General features: G+C 72.7%; 18 protein-coding genes. 9 read left to right on the forward strand and 9 right to left on the reverse strand.

All coding sequences use genetic code 11. The features are described 5' to 3' along the window. The first annotated feature begins 1 nt into the window (after position 1). From H7X46_RS31000 to H7X46_RS26625, 5 genes are read left to right on the forward strand one after another with little or no spacing between them, the layout of a single operon-like run. Complete coding sequence (locus H7X46_RS31000; protein ID WP_186361952.1) at positions 2-718, forward strand: hypothetical protein; 717 nt, start codon at positions 2-4, stop codon at positions 716-718. Further along, positions 696-3,668 carry an ATP-binding protein gene (locus H7X46_RS26610; protein WP_370588985.1) on the forward strand — a complete coding sequence of 991 codons (2,973 nt, stop codon included), beginning with the start codon at positions 696-698 and terminating at the stop codon, positions 3,666-3,668. Before H7X46_RS31000 ends, H7X46_RS26610 begins: the two co-directional genes overlap by 23 nt. Further along, the gene (locus H7X46_RS26615; RefSeq protein WP_186361953.1) at positions 3,665-5,572 is read left to right on the forward strand and encodes a hypothetical protein; all 1,908 of its coding nucleotides are present in this window, start codon (positions 3,665-3,667) and stop codon (positions 5,570-5,572) included. The genes H7X46_RS26610 and H7X46_RS26615 overlap by 4 nt, the downstream gene beginning before the upstream one ends. After that, positions 5,562-6,161, forward strand: a complete 600-nt coding sequence (locus tag H7X46_RS26620; RefSeq protein WP_186361954.1) for a hypothetical protein — start codon at positions 5,562-5,564, stop codon at positions 6,159-6,161. Before H7X46_RS26615 ends, H7X46_RS26620 begins: the two co-directional genes overlap by 11 nt. Continuing rightward, positions 6,158-7,186: a C40 family peptidase gene (locus H7X46_RS26625; protein WP_186361955.1), complete on the forward strand. Its 1,029-nt coding sequence runs from the start codon at positions 6,158-6,160 to the stop codon at positions 7,184-7,186. The genes H7X46_RS26620 and H7X46_RS26625 overlap by 4 nt, the downstream gene beginning before the upstream one ends. 42 nt (positions 7,187-7,228) lie before the next feature. Here H7X46_RS26625 and H7X46_RS26630 read toward each other — a convergent pair whose 3' ends face one another. From H7X46_RS26630 to H7X46_RS26655, 6 genes are all read right to left on the reverse strand, one after another. Then, positions 7,229-8,026 carry an ESX secretion-associated protein EspG gene (locus tag H7X46_RS26630; RefSeq protein ID WP_186361956.1) on the reverse strand — a complete coding sequence of 266 codons (798 nt, stop codon included), beginning with the start codon at positions 8,024-8,026 and terminating at the stop codon, positions 7,229-7,231. Beyond that, positions 8,023-9,669: a hypothetical protein gene (locus H7X46_RS26635; protein ID WP_186361957.1), complete on the reverse strand. Its 1,647-nt coding sequence runs from the start codon at positions 9,667-9,669 to the stop codon at positions 8,023-8,025. Before H7X46_RS26635 ends, H7X46_RS26630 begins: the two co-directional genes overlap by 4 nt. A gap of 11 nt (positions 9,670-9,680) precedes the next feature. Next, complete coding sequence (locus tag H7X46_RS26640) at positions 9,681-10,058, reverse strand: hypothetical protein (RefSeq protein ID WP_186361958.1); 378 nt, start codon at positions 10,056-10,058, stop codon at positions 9,681-9,683. Between the two features lie 80 nt (positions 10,059-10,138). Then, positions 10,139-10,696, reverse strand: a complete 558-nt coding sequence (locus H7X46_RS26645) for a DUF3558 family protein (RefSeq protein ID WP_186361959.1) — start codon at positions 10,694-10,696, stop codon at positions 10,139-10,141. Positions 10,697-10,981: 285 nt separating this feature from the next. Further along, complete coding sequence (locus tag H7X46_RS26650; protein ID WP_186361960.1) at positions 10,982-11,146, reverse strand: hypothetical protein; 165 nt, start codon at positions 11,144-11,146, stop codon at positions 10,982-10,984. 74 nt (positions 11,147-11,220) lie between these two features. Then, positions 11,221-12,675: an MFS transporter gene (locus tag H7X46_RS26655; protein WP_186361961.1), complete on the reverse strand. Its 1,455-nt coding sequence runs from the start codon at positions 12,673-12,675 to the stop codon at positions 11,221-11,223. Between the two features lie 150 nt (positions 12,676-12,825). On the opposite strand from H7X46_RS26655, the gene H7X46_RS26660 reads away from it, so the two are divergent. Then, on the forward strand, positions 12,826-13,209 hold the full coding sequence (locus H7X46_RS26660) for a DUF6632 domain-containing protein (protein WP_186361962.1): 384 nt from the start codon (positions 12,826-12,828) through the stop codon (positions 13,207-13,209). Here the strand turns inward: H7X46_RS26660 and H7X46_RS26665 are convergent. Next, a complete protein-coding gene (locus tag H7X46_RS26665) occupies positions 13,175-13,543 on the reverse strand; it encodes a DoxX family protein (protein WP_186361963.1) in 369 nt (122 codons plus the stop codon). The two genes, H7X46_RS26660 and H7X46_RS26665, sit on opposite strands and share 35 nt — an antisense overlap. Before the next feature lie 16 nt (positions 13,544-13,559). After that, on the reverse strand, positions 13,560-13,931 hold the full coding sequence (locus H7X46_RS26670) for a DoxX family protein (RefSeq protein WP_186361964.1): 372 nt from the start codon (positions 13,929-13,931) through the stop codon (positions 13,560-13,562). Positions 13,932-14,042: 111 nt separating this feature from the next. Here H7X46_RS26670 and sigJ point away from each other — a divergent pair, with 111 nt between their 5' ends. After that, positions 14,043-14,972, forward strand: a complete 930-nt coding sequence (gene sigJ, locus H7X46_RS26675; RefSeq protein ID WP_222131448.1) for an RNA polymerase sigma factor SigJ — start codon at positions 14,043-14,045, stop codon at positions 14,970-14,972. Here sigJ and H7X46_RS31005 read toward each other — a convergent pair. Next, positions 14,853-15,377 carry a DUF3558 family protein gene (locus H7X46_RS31005; RefSeq protein WP_370588986.1) on the reverse strand — a complete coding sequence of 175 codons (525 nt, stop codon included), beginning with the start codon at positions 15,375-15,377 and terminating at the stop codon, positions 14,853-14,855. The genes sigJ and H7X46_RS31005 overlap by 120 nt on opposite strands. A 269-nt stretch (positions 15,378-15,646) precedes the next feature. Here H7X46_RS31005 and dnaK point away from each other — a divergent pair, with 269 nt between their 5' ends. Both dnaK and grpE read left to right on the forward strand, forming a co-directional pair. After that, on the forward strand, positions 15,647-17,515 hold the full coding sequence (gene dnaK / locus H7X46_RS26685) for a molecular chaperone DnaK (RefSeq protein WP_186361966.1): 1,869 nt from the start codon (positions 15,647-15,649) through the stop codon (positions 17,513-17,515). A 35-nt stretch (positions 17,516-17,550) separates the two neighbouring features. Further along, positions 17,551-18,234, forward strand: a complete 684-nt coding sequence (grpE, locus tag H7X46_RS26690) for a nucleotide exchange factor GrpE (protein WP_186361967.1) — start codon at positions 17,551-17,553, stop codon at positions 18,232-18,234. Positions 18,235-18,260: the final 26 nt, after the last annotated feature.

An 18,260-nucleotide genomic window follows, 5' to 3' on the forward strand; every position in this document is an offset into this window, starting at 1 on the left:
CGTGCTGGTTCGCACGGACGACGAGGTGTACCGCGTCGACGCGGTCTGGCTCGGGCCGCCGCGGGCCACGTTCCCCTGGCGGGCCCGGTACGTCAGCTACGGCGTCGGGCTGCTCGTCATGATGCTGATCATGATCGTCCAGCGGCGGCTGGGCATCGGACTGGACTTCTTCTCGGTCGCCTGGGCGCTGGTGGGGACCGTCGCGATCACCCGGTTCCTCGGCAAGAAGATCGACTACGAGCGCCCGCTGGGGCAGGTCCTGGCGCATTTCTGGGCCGAGGTCACCGGACCGCGTCCCGGACGCAAGCCCGCCCACGGCTCGGTGCGTGCCGGGCACGTCCGGGTGCACGCCTCGTCCCGTGGCCGCCCGGGGTCCCGGGGGGCGCGGCCCTGGAAGGCCCCTGCCCGCGAGGGCGCCGTCGCGGCGCGCGACCGCGGCGCCCCCGTCACGAGCGGGCCGTTCGGCAAGCCGGTTCCCACGAAGGGCCCGCTCGTGGGAGCGCCGTCGGGTGCGACCGTCGCGCCCGCCGTGGCCGGGACGCCGGATGCGGGGCCGGCGCGCGTCGTCCCGCCGCTGCCCGAGCCCGGCAGCGCGCCCCGCAAGCGCGGCCCGTTCCGCATCGCACGCGGCCGGACCCGCGGTCGCGGCGCCACCGCGCCGGCCCGCATCAGCCGTCCCGATCCCTGGCACAGGGGTGGCCACCGTGGCCGCGCCTGAGAAGACCTCCCGCCGGGCCGGCAGGCGTGGCCGTGCCCGGGCCGGCGAGGGTGGATCGGACTACACGCCGTCGATCGCGCTGCGCTCCATCGACGGTCACCTGACGCGCACCGGCACCCAGGTCATGGCCTGGTACCGGCTCGCGGCGCAGGCGTGGAGCTTCCGCAGCGACAACCAGCGCGAGGTGCTGATCCGCCAGATCGCCGCCCAGCTCGGCGAGCTGCAGGGCCGCTGGCTGCACCTGCGCGTCACCACCCGGCCGTACCCGGTGCACATGTGGGCCGAGTCGTTCGACCAGAACGCGATGGGCCGGATGCCCGACGTGCCCGGCGCCCTGGGCTGGGACGGGTTCCTGGAGGGCGAGCAGCGCCACCTCATGGGGCTGTCGATGGCCGACAAGGAGGTCTTCCTCGGCATCGAGGTCTCCGGCCGGGGCCTGCTCGACCGCTGGGTCGAGCGCGCCGCGCCCGTCCTCGACCGGATCGCACCGTCGGCCGTGCGGGCCGAGCTCGCCGCGCTGGAGTCCGAGGTCAACCACCTCGACGTCCTCGTCGCCGGGTCCGGGCTGGACGCCGTCCCGGCCACCGCCGAGGACATGGCCTGGCTGATGCACCGCTCGGTGGCGCTCGGCCTGCCGGCACCGCGCGGGCTGTCCTCGGTGCCACGCGGGGTCTCCACCTGGGAACCCGAGGATCTCGCCGCCTTCACCGAGGGCGTCGACCTGCACCAGGAGCCGTACGCGCCGACCGTGCAGGTCGTCGGGCGGATGCGGTCGCAGGCGGTGTCCCGCAACGTCGCGGTGCTGTCCGTGGGGCTGATGGAGGGCCTGCGCATCCCCGAGGTCGACGACCCGTGGATGCAGCACTCGGACCGGCTGCCGTTTCCCGTCGAGTGGTCGGCCCGGATCTACGTGCGCCGCCCGGAGGACGTCACCGGCGAGCTGCAGCGCCAGATGGGCAAGGTGCGCAGCCAGATCCGGCACTACACCCACGACCACGACCTCGACCCGCCGATGTCGCTGGCCCGCCAGGCCGACCGGGTGCTGGAGGTCGAGGACGAGCTCACCACCGGGCTCACCCAGCTCAACACCCGGCTCTACGGCTGGTGGCGGATCGCCGTGTCCGGCCGGGACGAGGCCGAGGCCACCACCCGTGCCCAGCAGGTCGTCGACCTGTACCGGCCCAAGGTGCAGATCGAGCACCCCGAGGCCCAGTACCGCTACGCCCGCGAGTTCATCCCCGGCGAACCCCTGGCGTCGACGGCGTACCGGCGGCGCGGCAGCGTCACCTGGGCGGCGGCCGGGGTGCCGGCCGCGACCGCGTCCGTCGGTGACCGGCGCGGGATCATGCTCGGCGAGACGTGCACGGCGACCCGCCGCCCGGTCGCCTGGGACCCGTGGCTCGCGCAGGAGGTGCGCCGCGCGTCCGGCCTGACCGCGATCGTCGGCGGCCTGGGGTCCGGAAAGTCCTTTTTGACCGGTTTGGTGGTGTACAAGACGCTGCGTGCCGGGGCCCGCTGGACGGTGCTCGACCCGTCCGGCCCGCTGTCGGAGCTGACCCGGCTGCCGGAGCTCACGCCGTTCTCCCGGCACATCAACCTGCTGCGCGCCGACCCGGGCATCCTCAACCCGTACCGGGTCGTCGCCGAGCCCCGCCCGGACCACTTCGCCGACGACGAGGACCCCGAGCGGGCCTGGAAGCGGGAACGCTCGCTGGCCGCCGCCACCCGTCGCCGGCTGGTGCTGGACGTGCTGTCCGGCCTGCTGCCGTACGAGATCTCCCGGCAGCCGCACACCCGGATCGTGCTGCTCCGGGCGGTCCGCGAGGTCGGCGGCTCCCCGGACCGGCACCCCGGCATGGTGATCGACGTGCTGCGCCGGCACGCGGCCGACGGCGAGGAGCACGCCGGCGTCGTCGCCGACTTCCTCGACGAGCGCCGCGAGCTGCCGCAGGCCGCGCTGCTGTTCCCGGACGCCACCCGCGACGACCCGTGGCACGCCGACCGCGACTACCGCCTCACCGTGCTGACCATGCAGGGGCTGTCGCTGCCCCGCCCGGGCAGCCCGCGCGAGGAGTGGACCGACAACGAGTCGCTCGGCGTGGAGCTGCTCAACCTGGCGTCCTGGCTGACCCAGCGCACCATCTACGACGCCGACCGGAACCTCCGCAAGGGCGTCGCGCTCGACGAGACGCACTTCCTGTCCCAGGTCCCCACCGGCAAGGTGCTGATCGACCGGCTGGCCCGCGACTCCCGCAAGTTCAACGTCCGGGCGCTGTTCGCCTCCCAGCTGGCAGGTGACCTGCTGCGGGTGTCCGGGTTCGCGTCCCTGGTCAACGCGGTGTTCGTCGGCCGGACCGACGACGAGGAGGCCCAGTCGGAGGCGCTGCGGCTGCTGCGGGTGCCCACCGACGTCGGCTACGAGGAGATGCTCGGGACGCTCTCGCCGCGGCCCCGGCACGACGACCGGCCCGACGACACCCCGCGCCAGTTCGTCTTCGCCGACGGCCACGGGGGCGTCGAGAAGATCCGCATCGACCTGGAGGCCCCGCACCTGGAGCACGTCCGGGACGCGCTGGACACCAACCCGGACGCCGCCCGCGCGACCGCGCCCCGGGCGTCCGGAGCGGAGATGAACGCCCCGGACGAGCCGACCCCGCTGCCGGCTGCGCCGCGCCAGGCGCTGCCCGCGGTCCACCCCGACCTGGACGGCGACGACCTCGACGTCGACACCCGGATCGGGCCCGGGGACGCCGACCCGGTCCTGGCCGGGGACGTGCGGGCCGCCGGGGTGCAGGTGGTCCCGGCCGGCGGGCCGGAGGACGCGGAGCTGTACGACGACGAGCAGATCGACCTGCTCGACGAGTTCGACGAGGACTGGGTGGTGGACGAGCCCGCCCCCGCCACGCGCAACGGGCACCGGCCGGACGACCCCGGAGGACACGGGCGGTGACCGGTGGGCTGGACCCGTCCGGCGGTGCCGGTGCGTGGGTCGTCCTGGGCGTGCTGCTCGCGGCCGTGGTCGTCGCGGTCCGGCGGGGACGCCGCCGGGACGCGCCGGCCCGGCCGCGGCGCCGGGCGGTGCTCATGGTCGCGGCGGTGGCCGTCGGCACGATCCTGATCGGCTCGCCGGCGATGGCCCAGGCACTGGACTGCAAGACGCCGCCGGAGCCGGACCGTCCCGGGACCGGGCTCGTCGGGTCGCTGGACCGGCCGTCCGCGTTGCACGGCGAGGCCGGCAGCGTCTACGAGGAGGTCGGCTACGCCGGCCTGGTCTGGCACAACTACGACCTGGGCTGCGCGGCGTCCGGGGTGCTGAACCCGTCGGTCACCACCGACACCTGGCTCGGCAACCAGGTGTTCAACCTGGCCAAGCTCACCGTGGGCGGCGTCAACTGGGCGCACTACCTGATCGCCGACGGTGGCGCCCTGTTCGAGCCGCTCGACACCGTCATCACCACCGCCACCCGGGCCATGTACGAGACCGTGTTCACGACGTGGGTCGGGCTGGCCCTGCTCGTGTTCGCGGTCATCATCCTGCTGCTGGCGATGCGCGGCGACCTTGCCCGGCAGGCGCAACGCACCGGGATGGCCGTCTTCGCGCTGATGCTCGGCTCGGCGGCCTACCTCGCCCCGGTGGACTGGTCCCGGGCCGCCGACGACCTGCTGCTCGACGGTGTCACCCAGATGCAGGAGGGCTTCCTCGGGCAGGTCGGGCTCGGTACCCGGGACACGCTGCCGACCGTGCTCGTCGACCAGGTCGCCTACCAGAACTGGCTGCGCGGGACCTTCGGCGCGCCGGACGTCCCCCAGGCCCGTGACCTGGGCCGCGACCTGCTCCGGGCGCAGGCGTTCACGATCGACGAGGTCGACCAGCGCCGGGACACCTCGGAGACGGCGGAGCGGAAGAAGGCCGACTACGGCGCGATCGCCGACCGCATGGGCGACCGGTACCCGTACTTCACCGGGGCGGCCGGCAGCCGGATCGGCGCCGGGACGCTCGCGTTGATCCAGGCCGCCTGCATCGCGCTGTTCCAGCTGCTGGCGAAGGTGCTCCTGCTGGTCGCGCTGCTGATCATCCGGCTGCTGGTGGTGTGCGCGCCGGCCGTCGCCGTCGTCGCCCTGCTGAAACCGGACGTCATCCCGGCCGTGTTGCGGATCGCCGGGGCCGCCGTGGTGAACACGATCGTGGTCGGCGCGCTGGCCGGGCTGCACGCGCTGCTCGTGGTGTCGCTGTTCGCGCCCGGCGCCGGTATCGACCTGTGGCTGGCCCTGCTGGTCACCGGCGTCGTGACGCTGGTGCTGTGGGCGGTGGCGCGGCCGTTCCGGCGGCTGGTGTCGATGGTGTCGCTGACCCGCGAGCAGTTCGGCGGGATCGTCCCGGGCGTCGCCGACGGTCCGATGTCGAAGGTGTGGAACCGGATGCGCGGCCCCGTGCCCGGGGAGGAACGGCAGACCCGCTGGTGGGCGGAGCGCGGCACCGGGTCCGGGTCGGGTGACCCGGACAGTGCCCGGCCGGAGGCCGAGACCGTCGCCGGGCCGGGGGCCCGGCCGTGGCGGCGCCGCCCGCACCCCGAGCTGCCGGAGGCCGACGAGCACGCCCGGATCGCCGAGCCGCGGCGGGGCGCGCTGCCGGTCGGACCGTCCGGTCGCCCGGACACCGGTTCCGGGATCCCCGGGCGCGCCGGACCCGGCGAGATCGACGACCGGTCGATCTACCGGCGGGCCGACGCCGGCCGGCGCCGCCCCGGCGACCCCGCGCCGGTGACCCCCGAGCTGGTGGACGGCGTTCCGGTGTACAAGATCTACCGGCCGCGGGCCGCACGGGCCGAGGGTTGGGGGGACCGTGCCGATTAGGTCGCCCCGCGGCCGGGCCGCCGCCTACCGCGCGGTGTGGCAGTGGCCGCTGCGCTCCCCCGCCCGGCTGGCGTTCTCGGTCGTCGTGCTCGGTGCGCTGGTCTTCGGCCTCGTCTACGTCGGCGGGCAGGTCGGCGGCGGCAGCTCCTCCGGTGGGCTGCTCGCCGGGGGCTCCGACGGGCAGCGCTGGGACCCCGGCGGCTCCGGCGTGTCCGCGACGCCGACCCCGACGATGCTGCCGCCGGTCCCCGCCCTGACCCCGCAGGCGCTGCCGCCGGACCGGGCCCCGCGCCAGGCGCTCGAGGTCGCGCGGGTGTGGGCGTCGGCGTGGGTGAACCACCCCGAGGGGATCACCCCGGAGCAGTGGCTCGCCGGCCTGCGGCCCTACACCACCGACGAGTTCCTCGGCGTGCTCGGGGGCGTCGACCCGGCGAACATCCCGGCGTCCCGGGTGACCGGGCCGGCGACCCCGACCCGGGCCGCGCCGAAGAGCGTCGAGGTCGAGGTGCCGACCGACACGCTCCGGCTGCGGATCCTGGTCGTCGACACCGACGCGGGCTGGAAGGTGTCCCGCTACGACCGGGCATGAGCACGCCCGTCACCCGGGCCCTCCGACCGCTGCGGCTGCTCCTGCCGTTCGTGGCGATCGGGATGGCGCTGGTGCTGTTCCTGACCATCGGGTTCCTGGCGTTCAGCCCGAACATCGGTGGGGGCCGGCAGCCGTCCCAGTGGTGCGACACCGGCATCTCGACGGAGACCAGCGGCCGCGGCGGCGGTGGGGGCACCACCATCGAGACGCTCAGCGAGGAGCAGAAGCGGAACGCGTCCGCGATCATCTCGGTGGCCAAGGACATGGACCTGCCGCCCCGGGCCTGGATGGTCGCGCTGGCCACCGCGATGCAGGAGTCGACCCTCAAGAACCTCGACTACGGCGACCGGGACTCGCTCGGGCTGTTCCAGCAGCGGCCGTCCATGGGCTGGGGGACGCCCGAGCAGGTCACCGACCCCGCGTACAGCAGCCGGATCTTCTACGAGCGGTTGCTGGAGGTGCCGGGCTGGGACAGCATGCCGGTCACCGTCGCCGCCCAGACGGTGCAGCGCTCCGCGTTCCCGGACGCCTACGCCAAGTGGGAGACCCTCGCCGCGTCGATCGTCGAGCAGATCGGCGACGTCGCGAACCCCACCGGCTGCGAACCCGGGACGACCGGTGCGCTCCCGCCGGGGGCGGCCGGCGCGGCGATCGGGTTCGCGCTCGGGGAGCTGGGCAAGCCCTACGTCTGGGGGGCGACCGGCCCGAACGCCTACGACTGCTCCGGGCTGCTGATGCGGGCCTACGAGGCGGCGGGGATGACGATCCCGCGGGTGTCGCGGGACCAGTACCACTCCGGCGGGCACCTGCCGGTCCGCGAGGTCCAGCCGGGGGACTTCCTGTTCTACGCCCACGACCCCTCGGACCCGTCGACGATCTACCACGTCACGATGTACATCGGCGACGACAAGATGGTCGAGGCGCCGAACAAGGACCACCCGGTGCGGGTGCAGCCGGTGCCCTGGGACTTCGGGGACCTCGTCCCGCTGGCGACCCGCCCGGGGACGACGAATGCGGCGGCGTAGCCACCCGTGAGTGGTTAGCGGTGCTGGAACCCTCATAACCACTCACGAGCGCCGGAGGCGCGCGGAGTCGGCCAGCCGGTCCAGCTCGGCGGTCAGGGCGTCGGCGTCGACCGGTCCGGCGTGCACGGTCGCGCCCTCCGGCAGCGGGCCGCCGACGGAGTCCGGGACGGGTCGGCGCTGGTAGAAGCAGCCCTCCGCGGTCGCGTGCACGAGCAGGAGCGCCGGTGCCCGGCACGGATGGGTGCCCTTGCGGCCGGCGCCGAGCTGGGCCAGCCCGTCGACCCGGCCCATCCGGCGGGCCAGATCCGCCTCCGTCCCGGTGCAGCCGCGCCGGAGCAGCTCGGGGACGAACCGGTCGGCGTCGTCGCCGGCAGCCTCGACCGCGTCCGCGAGCACGGTGGCCGGGATCCGCACCGCCGGTCCCGGCCCGGGGACGACGTCACCGAGCAGCTCCACCAACGCCGCCGCGGCCCGGTGCGGGCGGACGCGGACCAGCGCGACGTCGTCGCCGATCCGGGTGGCGAGCACCGCCCGCCCGGCGCGCTGCCCGACCAGCGCCCGCTGCCGGTGCGGCGGCGCGACGACCAGGTCCTGCTGGAGCTCCGGGGCGACGACCGTGCGCAGGTCGTCGGCGAGGGACGGCAGGAACGCGCCGTGGGCGAACAGCCCGCGCGCGCCCATCGAGACCAGGGCCCCGCGCACGGTCCGCGCCCGTTCGACGTCGGTGGCGCCCGGGCTGAGCAGCTCCAGGACGGCCGGGTTCGGTCCGAGATCGAGCAGGTCCCGGGCGACATCGAACTCGGTCGCGCTCAGGACGGTCGCCCGCCGCCAGTCGATCATCGCTGGTCCTGGTCGGGCCCGAGGACCGGGTCGGTCGCCGTGACCTCGACGTCGAACACCTCGCCGGTGGGGACGACGTAGCGGTTGCGGTGCTCCTGCCCGTCGCGCGGGCCGGCCCCCATCATCGGGCCGTAGCCGGGGATGCCGGACCCGCGGCCCGCCTCGGTGGTGCGGCCCGCGTAGCCGCCGGGTTCGCCGGCACGGACCCCGGACGTGCGAGGGTCGGTGGCGGCCCATGCTCCGGATCCCCGGCCGCCCGGGCCGTGGGGATCGCCGGAGCCCCGGCCGAGGACGCCGTGCGGGTCGCCGGAGCCGCGGCCGGCCGGACCGTGCGGATCGCCGAGCCCCCGGCCGAGGACACCGTGCGGATCGCCGGAGCCGCGGCCGATGCCGTGGGGACCGCCGATGCCGCGGCCGCTGCCGTACAGCTCGCCGGGGACCCGGCCGTACGCGCCGCCCGGGAACGGGGCCGGTGGGCGGGCCATCTGCTGCTGCCGGGCGCCGTCGGCGAACCTGCGGGCGAGGTCGTCCCGGACCCTGCCCGCGTCGGGCCCGGGCACGGTGGGGATCGGCGCGGCGACCGGCCGGTCGTACGACGGGTACGGCGATGCCGCGCCCGCCCCGGGCCCGCGCTCGGGGCCGGGGGTGTACGGCCCGCTCGGGGCCGAGCCGGCCGGGGAGGGCCCGGAGTCCTGCGGGGCCGTCACCATCGGTGCGGGCCGGTCCGCGCCGCCTGCGGGCGGACCGTCGCCTGCACCCCCGGGGCCCCGTGGGTCGCCGGGCCGGCCGTCGGGTGACGGTCCGCCCGGCCCGCCGCCCGGGATGCCGGCCGGCGGGCCCGGAACTCCCGGTGCCGGGGCGGTTCCGCCCGTGGTCGTCGGGCCGCCGGCGCCGCCGGGGGCCACCGGCCCACCGGCCCCGCCCGGAACCACCGGCACACCGGCACCGCCGGGTGCCGACGGCACACCCGTCCGACCCGGCAGCCCGCCCCCGCCCGGCAGTGCCGCGACGCCGGGGTGCGAGGCAGCGCCGTCGCCGGAGCTCGCGCCCGCCGTCGCCGGAGCGGCGGAGCCGCCGTGCCCCGCACCACCGGACGGTGCCGGAGGCGGTGCCACCCCGGTCGTGAACCGGTCGTCGGTCGCGGAGGTCTGGGTGGCGTACTGGTGCAGCGCGCGGTTGGCGACCTCGTCGTTGGCCTGGTTGTGCTCGGCGATCGTCACGTGGTCGGTCCCGTTGCCCCACACCGAGTGCCACGCCTCGCCGAGGTTGTCCCCGGCCCGCTGCAGCCACGAGAACTCCGCCGGATCCAGGTACTCGATCTGCCGGCGCATCGCCTCGAACGAGTGGCCGTGGTCGATCATGCGGTCCGCGCCGTTCCGGGCGATCGTCGCGGAGTCGGAGACACCGTCCGCGGTCGCGGTCAGCGACGTCTGCGCTGCGTCCGCGGCCGGGCCCTGCCAGGCGATGCCGAGGCGTTTCGACGCGCCGTCGGTGGCGTCGCGGGCGGCCCCGAGATTGTCGGTCAGCGACGTCAGCCCGTCCGAGACCTGCTGGGCGGCACTCATTCCCGGCTGGCCTTTCACCCAGGCGAACTTCGTCGCCATGTCGAAGGCCTCGAACGCGTAGCAACGTGGGAGGGCCATGTCAGCGGCCGTCAGCTCTCGGCCAGCGGGCCGCGGAAGCCCGGTGTACCCGCGCGGAGCGATGTCTCGACCTGGTCCTCGGTGAACCCGTACTGCAGGGCGGCCTTCTTCAGCCTGTCCCGAGCCTCTCTGACCTCCTCGAGGTGGTCCTGGTGCACAGCCAGAATCCGATCGATCTTCGACTGGAACAGCGCCTGGGCGTCGGCCGAGACGATATCCTTGCCGCATGCCGGAATGTTCCGGAGGAGTGCGGAATTCTGGATCGCGCGCTGCATGGACGTGACCTGCTCGTCGAAGATACGACAGGCCTGCATGACGTTGTCGATATTGATCTGCGTTATCAGGCTGTCGGAAGCGCTGCCCCGTGGGTCGTGCGCAGAGGTGCTCATGCGGCGGAGAGTAGGTCTCGGCCGAACGGCCGCGTCGCAGATCGGTGCGCGAAGTTCACCAACGCGAACTCGTGCGGATTCTAGCGTGCCCCGTTCCGGATGTTGCCCATGACCTGGGACGCGACCGAGGAGGTCACGGCACACACCTTCTCCAGCGGCTTGGCCGAACCGTCGGGGTCGTCAGCGGTGGCCTGTACCTGGACTCGGATGCTCCGGTCGTCTGCCGAATCGACGTACAACTCGCACAACGGGGCCGAGCCGGCGAAATCGGTGACGCGGACCGCACCGAAACCGCCCACCGTGTCGACGGATGTTCCGGGAGCTCCGACAGCAGCCGTCGCGCTCTCGTCGATCACCTGAACGGTGTAGTTGAATCCGTCATCGACATTGCTCCACATGCAGGCACGGCTGGGTCCGCTCGGCAGGGTGAGGACTCTGACCTCGCCCGGACCGACTCCTAGCACATCCTGCTGGTCGCGGGTCAGCGTGCTGCACGGGTCGAGCGTCGAGACGTCGATGTCCACCGGACGCGGCGGGAACGGGCTGGCCGGCTCTCCACCCCCGCACCCGGCGAGGACAAGTCCACCGACGACCGCGGCGAGCACCGCGGACGTGCCGCGCCGGACCGGTCGTGCCACGGGGCACAGGCTAGTGCCCCGTCAAGCAACGTTTCGGCACGGAACTCGGCGGCCCAGGCGCCCGCCGGCGGCGTTGCCGACCGAGCCGAGTACCTCCGGTACTGGGCCCGGCCGGCGCCTTGCCGGCGAACCCCTGGATCCACCGATTTCCGCACCAACGTTGCTTGACGAGGCACTAGTCATCCTGGCCCTGCACCGGGCCGGATCACGGGAACGCGGGCGACCGTGCGGGTCGGTCACCTCCACTCCCGGTGATCTACGGGTCGTCCTGGTTCGGATGGGCGGTCACCGTCTGCAGTGCACGGCGTCGTCCGTGCTGCCGGACGCATGGATGCGACCGGAGAGAGCCTTGATCGCGCACCCGAGCAGGCAGCGCACGACGCCGCGCAGCGCGGGGGAACCGGCGGCGGTGGCGACCATTCCTCGCAGGCGTCGGTCGTTCTCGTTCATGGTCGGTCCTCCTGCTCGGACGGCGGATCGGCCCCGGCGGTCGTGCCCGCCGGGCCCGATCCGGAGAAATCAGGTCACGCGGATGCCGGATCCGCGCCACCGGTGCCGGCCGGGTCCGGCTCACCGGCGCCGCCCGCCGACGATCGGAGCGTGACGGCGGCGAGCAGGGCACCGGCCAGGGCGACGACGGCGGCACCGACGAACGCGGCCGAGAAGCCGGTGGTCAGGGCGGTCGGATCCCCGAGCTGGTCGGCGCCGTAGGCGGCGGCGACGGCGGTCATCGCAGCCAGGCCCAGGGCGGATCCGACCTGGTAGCTGGTGTTGACGATGCCGGAGGCCAGTCCCCCTTCCTCGGGCCGGGCCGAGGAGATGGCGGTACCGAGGGAGGGAATGAAGGCCAGCGACATGCCGAGTGCGGCCACGAGGGAGGCCGGAAGTACGTCGACCCAGAAGTTCCCGTCGGGACGAGCCAGGGACAGCCACCCCATGCCGAGGGCGAGGATCGCCATTCCCAGGACGATCGGGCGTTTCGGCCCGAACCGGCCGATGACCCGCGGCGCGAGCGCGATCATGCCGATCATGATCAGGACGGTCATCGGGAGCAGCGCGGCCCCGGAGGGAAAGGCGGTGTAGCCGAGCACCTGCTGCAGGTAGAGGTTGAGGAAGAACCACATCGGGATCCACGCCCCGCCCAGCAACACCTGGGCCAGGTTGGCGGCGCCGAGGTCGGGCGTGCGGAAGATCGACAGGCGCATCAGCGGCTGGCGGCTGGCAGCCTGTGAGATCACGAAGGCCACGAGCAGTGCGGCGGCGATGCCGATGGCGGCCCAGGTCTCACCCGCACTCCAGCCGACCTCGGGTGCACGCACGATCCCGTAGACCACGGCGGCGAGTCCGAGGGTGACCGTCAGTGCGCCGACGAGGTCGACCGATCCGCGACCACTCACGGCACCGGCCGGCATCAGCGCACCGGTTCCGACCAGGGCGATCACCGCGATCGGGACGTTGATGTAGAACACCCACGGCCACGAGATGTACTCGGTGATCACGCCACCGAGGAACACCCCGGCGGTGCCACCGGCAGGGGCTGCGGCACCGTAGAGCGCCAGCGCCTTCGTGAGTTCCTTCGGATCGGATCCGAACAGCATCATCAGCAACGTCAGTGCCGAGGGTGCGACGAGTGCGGCGCCGGCACCCTGGACGGTCCGACCGATCAGCTCGACGGCGACGTTGCCGGCCAGGCCTGCGACGAGCGAGCCGCCGAGCAGGATGAGCCATCCGGCGCCGAACAGCCGCCGGGCTCCGAAGAGGTCGGAGAGCCGGCCGCCGAGCAGGAGCAGGCCCCCGAAGGCGACGACGTAGGCGTTGAACACCCAGGACAGGTTGCTCTGGGTGAACCCCAGGTCGGCCTGCATCTGCGGCAGCGCGACGCCGATGATCGAAGTGTCCATGATGACCATGAACTGGGCGGTTGCGATCAGGGCGAGTGCCCACCAGCGAGTGCTGGAGCGGGTTGTTGTCGTACCCATGGTCATACTCCGTACTAGTAGGGGGTATGTGTCGATACCGTAGGGGGGTACCGTGTGCGGCGCAAGGACTTGACACCCGCAGGAGCGCGGCCCCGACCGCTGAGGGGGAGAACGTCAGATGCCCTGGATCGCCAGCGATAGGCCGACGTCGTGAGTCGGGAGCGCCTCCTCCGCGCGACCGTGGTCGTGGCAGGGGTCGGTTTCGTCGCCGTCTACCCGATGACCAAGCTCTGGCCCGCGGGATTCCGCTGGCAACCGCATCAGAGCGAGTACGAGCACATGATCGCCGCGATCTGCGTGGTACTGGGCCTCTTCCTGCTCCGGGCGGCGCGCGACCCGTACCGGCACCTGTCTCTGATCTGGTTCACCGTCTGGTCGAGCCTGGCGCACGCTGCGGTCATGGCCGGGCACGTCGCCGTGGATCCCCAGGAGTGGGTCCACCTCGTCGGCGACGTCGCCGGACTCTTGATCATCGGGATCGCCCTGGCGGCGTTCACCCTCATGGCCCGAGGTACGGGCCGACGTTCACCGTGACCGCGGCGACCGCGGTGGCCAGGAAGGCGAGAGCCAGCCAGAACTGGGGTGCGTAGTCGCCGGCCAGTATGTGGGTGTGGACGGCGCAGACGAAGAAGAGCGTGAGTCCAACTGCGGCGGCGAGGCCGACGTGCGGTACTCCGGCCAGACCGAGCAGGAGACCCGCGGCTCCGGCCGTCTTGAGCGTGCCGATCGGGAAGGTCATCCAGCTGCGGGGTACACCGGCACGGTCCATGGGTCGGAGGGCGGCCTTGATGTGGAGCAGCGCTCCGATACCGGAGAATCCGTTGGCCAGGATGGCGACGAGCATGACGGCCAGGTACGTGGTGGGCATCCGTGGTCTCCCCGGCTCAGTACAACTGTGCGAGCCGACCGGCCGCGACGAACGCGGCCACGCCGAGCAGGCCCAGGTTCACGGCCACCTGCTTGGGCTCACCCAGTGAGGCATGCGAGATCGCGGCGCCGGCCATCACCACGCACAGGCCGACAGCGGCGGCCGGTGTGAGGGCCGGGGCGACTCCCGTGAGCCACGGAGCGAACAGCCCGATCCCCGCGGCGATCTCGCACAGTGCGGTCAGCCGGACCACCGGCATGGGGAACGGCGCGATGCCGCTCTGGCCGGTGGCGAGCAGGCGGTCTCGGGACATGGTGGACTTGGCAAGGCCCGAACCGATGAAGATCACCGCGAGGATTCCGCTGGCGATCCACAGCGCAGTGGACACGTCGATACGCTCCGTTCGTCGGGGTCGTGACGATGTCCCTGACGAGATGGCGTCGCCGGCTGTGACGGCGCCCGTCACGGGAAGCGGGGCTGCACCGTCAGAATCGCTGTGATGGGCATGGCCGACGACCGACTCGAACGCGCGTATCAGCAGCACCGAACGGCGTTGCTGGCGCTGAGCTATCGCATGCTCGGCAGCTTCGTGGACGCCGAGGACGTCGTGCAGGAGGCGTTCATCCGTCTCGAGCGCGCATTGGCTCGCGGTGAGCAGGTGGATTCGGAGCGCGCCTACCTCACGACGGTGACCACGCGGCTGGCGATCGACCATCTCCGCTCCGCCCGGGTGCGCCGGGAACAGTATGTCGGCCCGTGGTTGCCCGAGCCCGCAGTGGAAGGGCTGACCGATCTGGCAGATGCCGCGGCCTGGTCGGATTCGCTCTCCACCGCGTTCCTGCTCCTGCTGGACCAGTTGACCCCTGAGCAGCGAGCGGTGCTGTTGATGCGGGACGTCTTCGCCTACGAGTTCGACGAGATCGCCGCGACGATCGGCAAGTCCCCGGCGGCCTGTCGCCAGCTCGCGGTGCGGGCGAGGCGCGCCGTTCGCGTCGGCCGGCCACGACGGGCTTCAGACCTTGCAGAGCGGCGGCGCCTGGCGGACGCCTTCTTCCGGGCGGCCCAGCACGGTGACCTGGAGGTGCTGACGACCCTGCTGGCAGAGGATGCCCGATTCGTCGGGGACGGTGGTCGGAGCGGGCGCGGGGTCAGCCGCCCGGTCCACGGTCGCGGTCCGGTGTCGATGCTGGTCGGCAACCTGATGTCGCGGATGGCCGGCGCCGGCATCCGGGTCGAGCTGACCGGTGTGGGGGCCGAGCCGGCCGCGTTGCTGATCGACCCGGAGGGCCACCTCATCGGCGTGTGGTCACTAGTGCTTGCCGAGGACGCCTCGGTGCAGGCGGTGCACGGGATGGTCAACCCTGACAAGCTCGGTCACCTGGGCCTGCCGCTGACGACCCTGACCCGTGGTGACTGGCGGGGCCGATAGGCCCGCGGCCCGTATCGAGGCGGACGGCCCGAAGCTCGTCGCCTCGACGGCCCCGAAGCCCGACACCTGGGTGAGCCGGGTCTGGTCGGCCCCGGCGGACTCGATCGCGCCCGTAGGGAGTGTCTGCACGGTGTAGTTGTAACCACCGGCAAAGTCGCTCCAGCCGCATCCGCGTGAGCCGGTCGGGGTGAGTGTGATCGTCGGCGGTCGCCCGTGCGAGAGGCCGAGCGTGCGGCGTTGCGACTCGGTGACGACCGCGCACGGGTCGAGGCGGTCGACGTCGACGGTCGTGGGCCGCGGCGGGAACGGGCTCGCCGGCTCGCCACCCCCACACCCCGCGAGCGCGGCCCCGCCGACGACCAGCGCGAGCAGCACGGACGTCCCGCGCCGGACCGGTCGTGCCACACGTCACAGGCTAGCCGTCCGCGGCCCGCTCCGGCGGCGATCACGGGACCGGGAGGCGCCGCCGACGTGCTGGTCATCGATGGTCTGCCGAGGCGCCGGGAAAAAGTTGAGCCGGGTGGGAACAACTCTGGCGGGGTGCCCGTTGTCCCCGGTGAAGGCAAGTTGAGCAAGCCACACTCAAGGGCGGCGCGCGCCGCGCTCCCCGGCCTGATACAACTTGCGCCGGACGCACTCACATACGTACCCAACGCTCAACGGAGGCAGTCACCATGGCTCGTACGGTCGGTATCGACCTCGGGACCACCAACTCCGTCGTCGCCGTCCTCGAGGGTGGCGAGCCGACGGTGATCGCGAACTCGGAGGGGTCCCGCACCACGCCCTCCGTGGTCGCGTTCGCACGTAACGGCGAGGTTCTCACCGGCCAGTCGGCGAAGAACCAGGCCGTCACGAACGCCGACCGCACCTTCCGCTCGGTCAAGCGCCACATCGGCTCCGACTGGAAGACCCCGGAGATCGACGGCAAGACCTACGCGGCGCAGGAGATCAGCGCCCGCGTGCTGCAGAAGCTGAAGCGCGACGCCGAGGCCTACCTGGGCGACGAGGTCACCGACGCCGTCATCACCGTCCCCGCGTACTTCGAGGACGCCCAGCGGCAGGCGACCAAGGAGGCCGGCCAGATCGCCGGCCTGAACGTGCTCCGTATCGTCAACGAGCCGACCGCGGCCGCGCTGGCCTACGGCCTGGACAAGGGTGAGAAGGAGCAGACCATCCTGGTCTTCGACCTCGGTGGTGGCACGTTCGACGTCTCGCTGCTGGAGATCGCCGAGGGTGTCGTCGAGGTCAAGGCGACCAACGGCGACAACCACCTCGGTGGTGACGACTGGGACGAGCGGATCGTCACCTGGCTGGTCGACAAGTTCAAGTCGTCCCAGGGCATCGACCTGACCAAGGACAAGATGGCGATGCAGCGGCTCCGCGAGGCCGCCGAGAAGGCGAAGATCGAGCTGTCCAGCTCGTCCTCGACCAGCATCAACCTGCCCTACATCACGGTCGACGCCGAGAAGAACCCGCTCTTCCTCGACGAGACGCTGACCCGCGCGGAGTTCCAGAAGATCACCTCTGACCTCCTGGAGCGCACCCGCCAGCCGTTCCACCAGGTCATCAAGGACGCCGGCATCTCGGTCAACCAGATCGACCACGTCGTGCTCGTCGGCGGTTCCACCCGGATGCCCGCCGTCACCGAGCTGGTCAAGGAGCTGACCGGCGGCAAGGAGCCCAACAAGGGCGTCAACCCGGACGAGGTCGTCGCCGCCGGCGCCGCCCTGCAGGCCGGTGTGCTGCGCGGCGAGGTCAAGGACGTCCTCCTGCTGGACGTCACCCCGCTGTCCCTCGGCATCGAGACCAAGGGCGGCGTCATGACCAAGCTGATCGAGAAGAACACCACGATCCCGACCAAGCGCTCGGAGATCTTCTCCACCGCGGACGACAACCAGCCGTCGGTGCAGATCCAGGTCTTCCAGGGCGAGCGGGAGATCGCCGCGTACAACAAGAAGCTCGGCATGTTCGAGCTGACCGGCCTCCCGCCGGCCCCCCGCGGCGTCCCGCAGATCGAGGTGTCCTTCGACATCGACGCCAACGGCATCGTCAACGTGTCCGCCAAGGACATGGGCACCGGCAAGAGCCAGGAGATGACGATCACCGGTGGCTCGGCGCTGTCCAAGGACGACATCGACCGCATGGTCAAGGAGGCCGAGGCGCACGCGGACGAGGACCGCAAGCGCCGCGAGGAGGCCGAGACCCGCAACCAGGCGGAGACCCTCGTCTACCAGACGGAGAAGTTCGTCAAGGAGAACGACGAGAAGCTCCCGTCCGACGTCAAGGACTCGGTGAACGCCGCACTGGGCGAGACCCAGGAGGCGCTCAAGGGCACCGACACCGAGGCCATCAAGTCCGCGATGGAGAAGCTCGCCACCGAGTCCCAGAAGATGGGGTCGGCCCTGTACTCGCAGCCGGGTGCCGAGGACGCTGCGGGTGCCGGTGCGTCCGGCGCGTCCGGTGCCGCCTCCGGTGACCAGCAGCAGGACGACGTGGTCGACGCCGAGATCGTGGACGACGACAAGGACAAGGGCAGCAAGTGACGGCCGACGGCCATCCAGGAGACGGGACGGTCGACATGGCAGACGAGAAGCAGCAGGAGGAGCCGGTGACCTTCCGGGACCGCCGCAAGGTGGACCCGGAGACCGGCGAGGTCCGCACCGCGGGCGGGGACGCCACCGGGAACGGGGCCGCCGAGCAGGCGGCCCCGGCCGGGACTGACACCGACCCGGTCGCGGGTCCGGCCGACGGGGTCGACCCGGAGGTCGAGAAGCTCACCGCCGAGGTCGCCGAGCGCACCGCGGACCTGCAGCGCGTCACCGCCGAGTACGCGAACTACCGGCGCCGGGCGGACCGGGACCGCGAGGAGGCCAAGCTCGCGGCGAAGGTCTCGTTCGTCGGCGACCTGCTGACCGTGCTCGACGACTTCGAGCGCGCCGAGCAGCACGGTGACCTCACCGGTGGGTTCAAGGCGGCGGCCGACAAGGTCGTCGGCGTGCTCACCAAGCTCGGCCTGGAGCCGTTCGGGGTCGAGGGCGAGCGGTTCGACCCGCAGCTGCACGAGGCCGTCCAGCACGAACCGGCCGACGGCCCCGGCCCGACGGTCACCGTGCTGACCACGGTGCTGCGCCGCGGGTACCGGATCGCCGACCGGGTCCTCCGGCCGGCGATGGTGACCGTGCAGGACCGCCCCGAGGCCGAGGCCCCGGCGGCGGAGGAGACGGGCGAACCCACCCCGGGCGAGCCCGGCAACCCGGCCTGACCGGGGCGTACAGGGACGTGGCCGTG

It is taken from the genome of Pseudonocardia sp. C8, from assembly GCF_014267175.1.
GTDB lineage: Bacteria > Actinomycetota > Actinomycetes > Mycobacteriales > Pseudonocardiaceae > Pseudonocardia.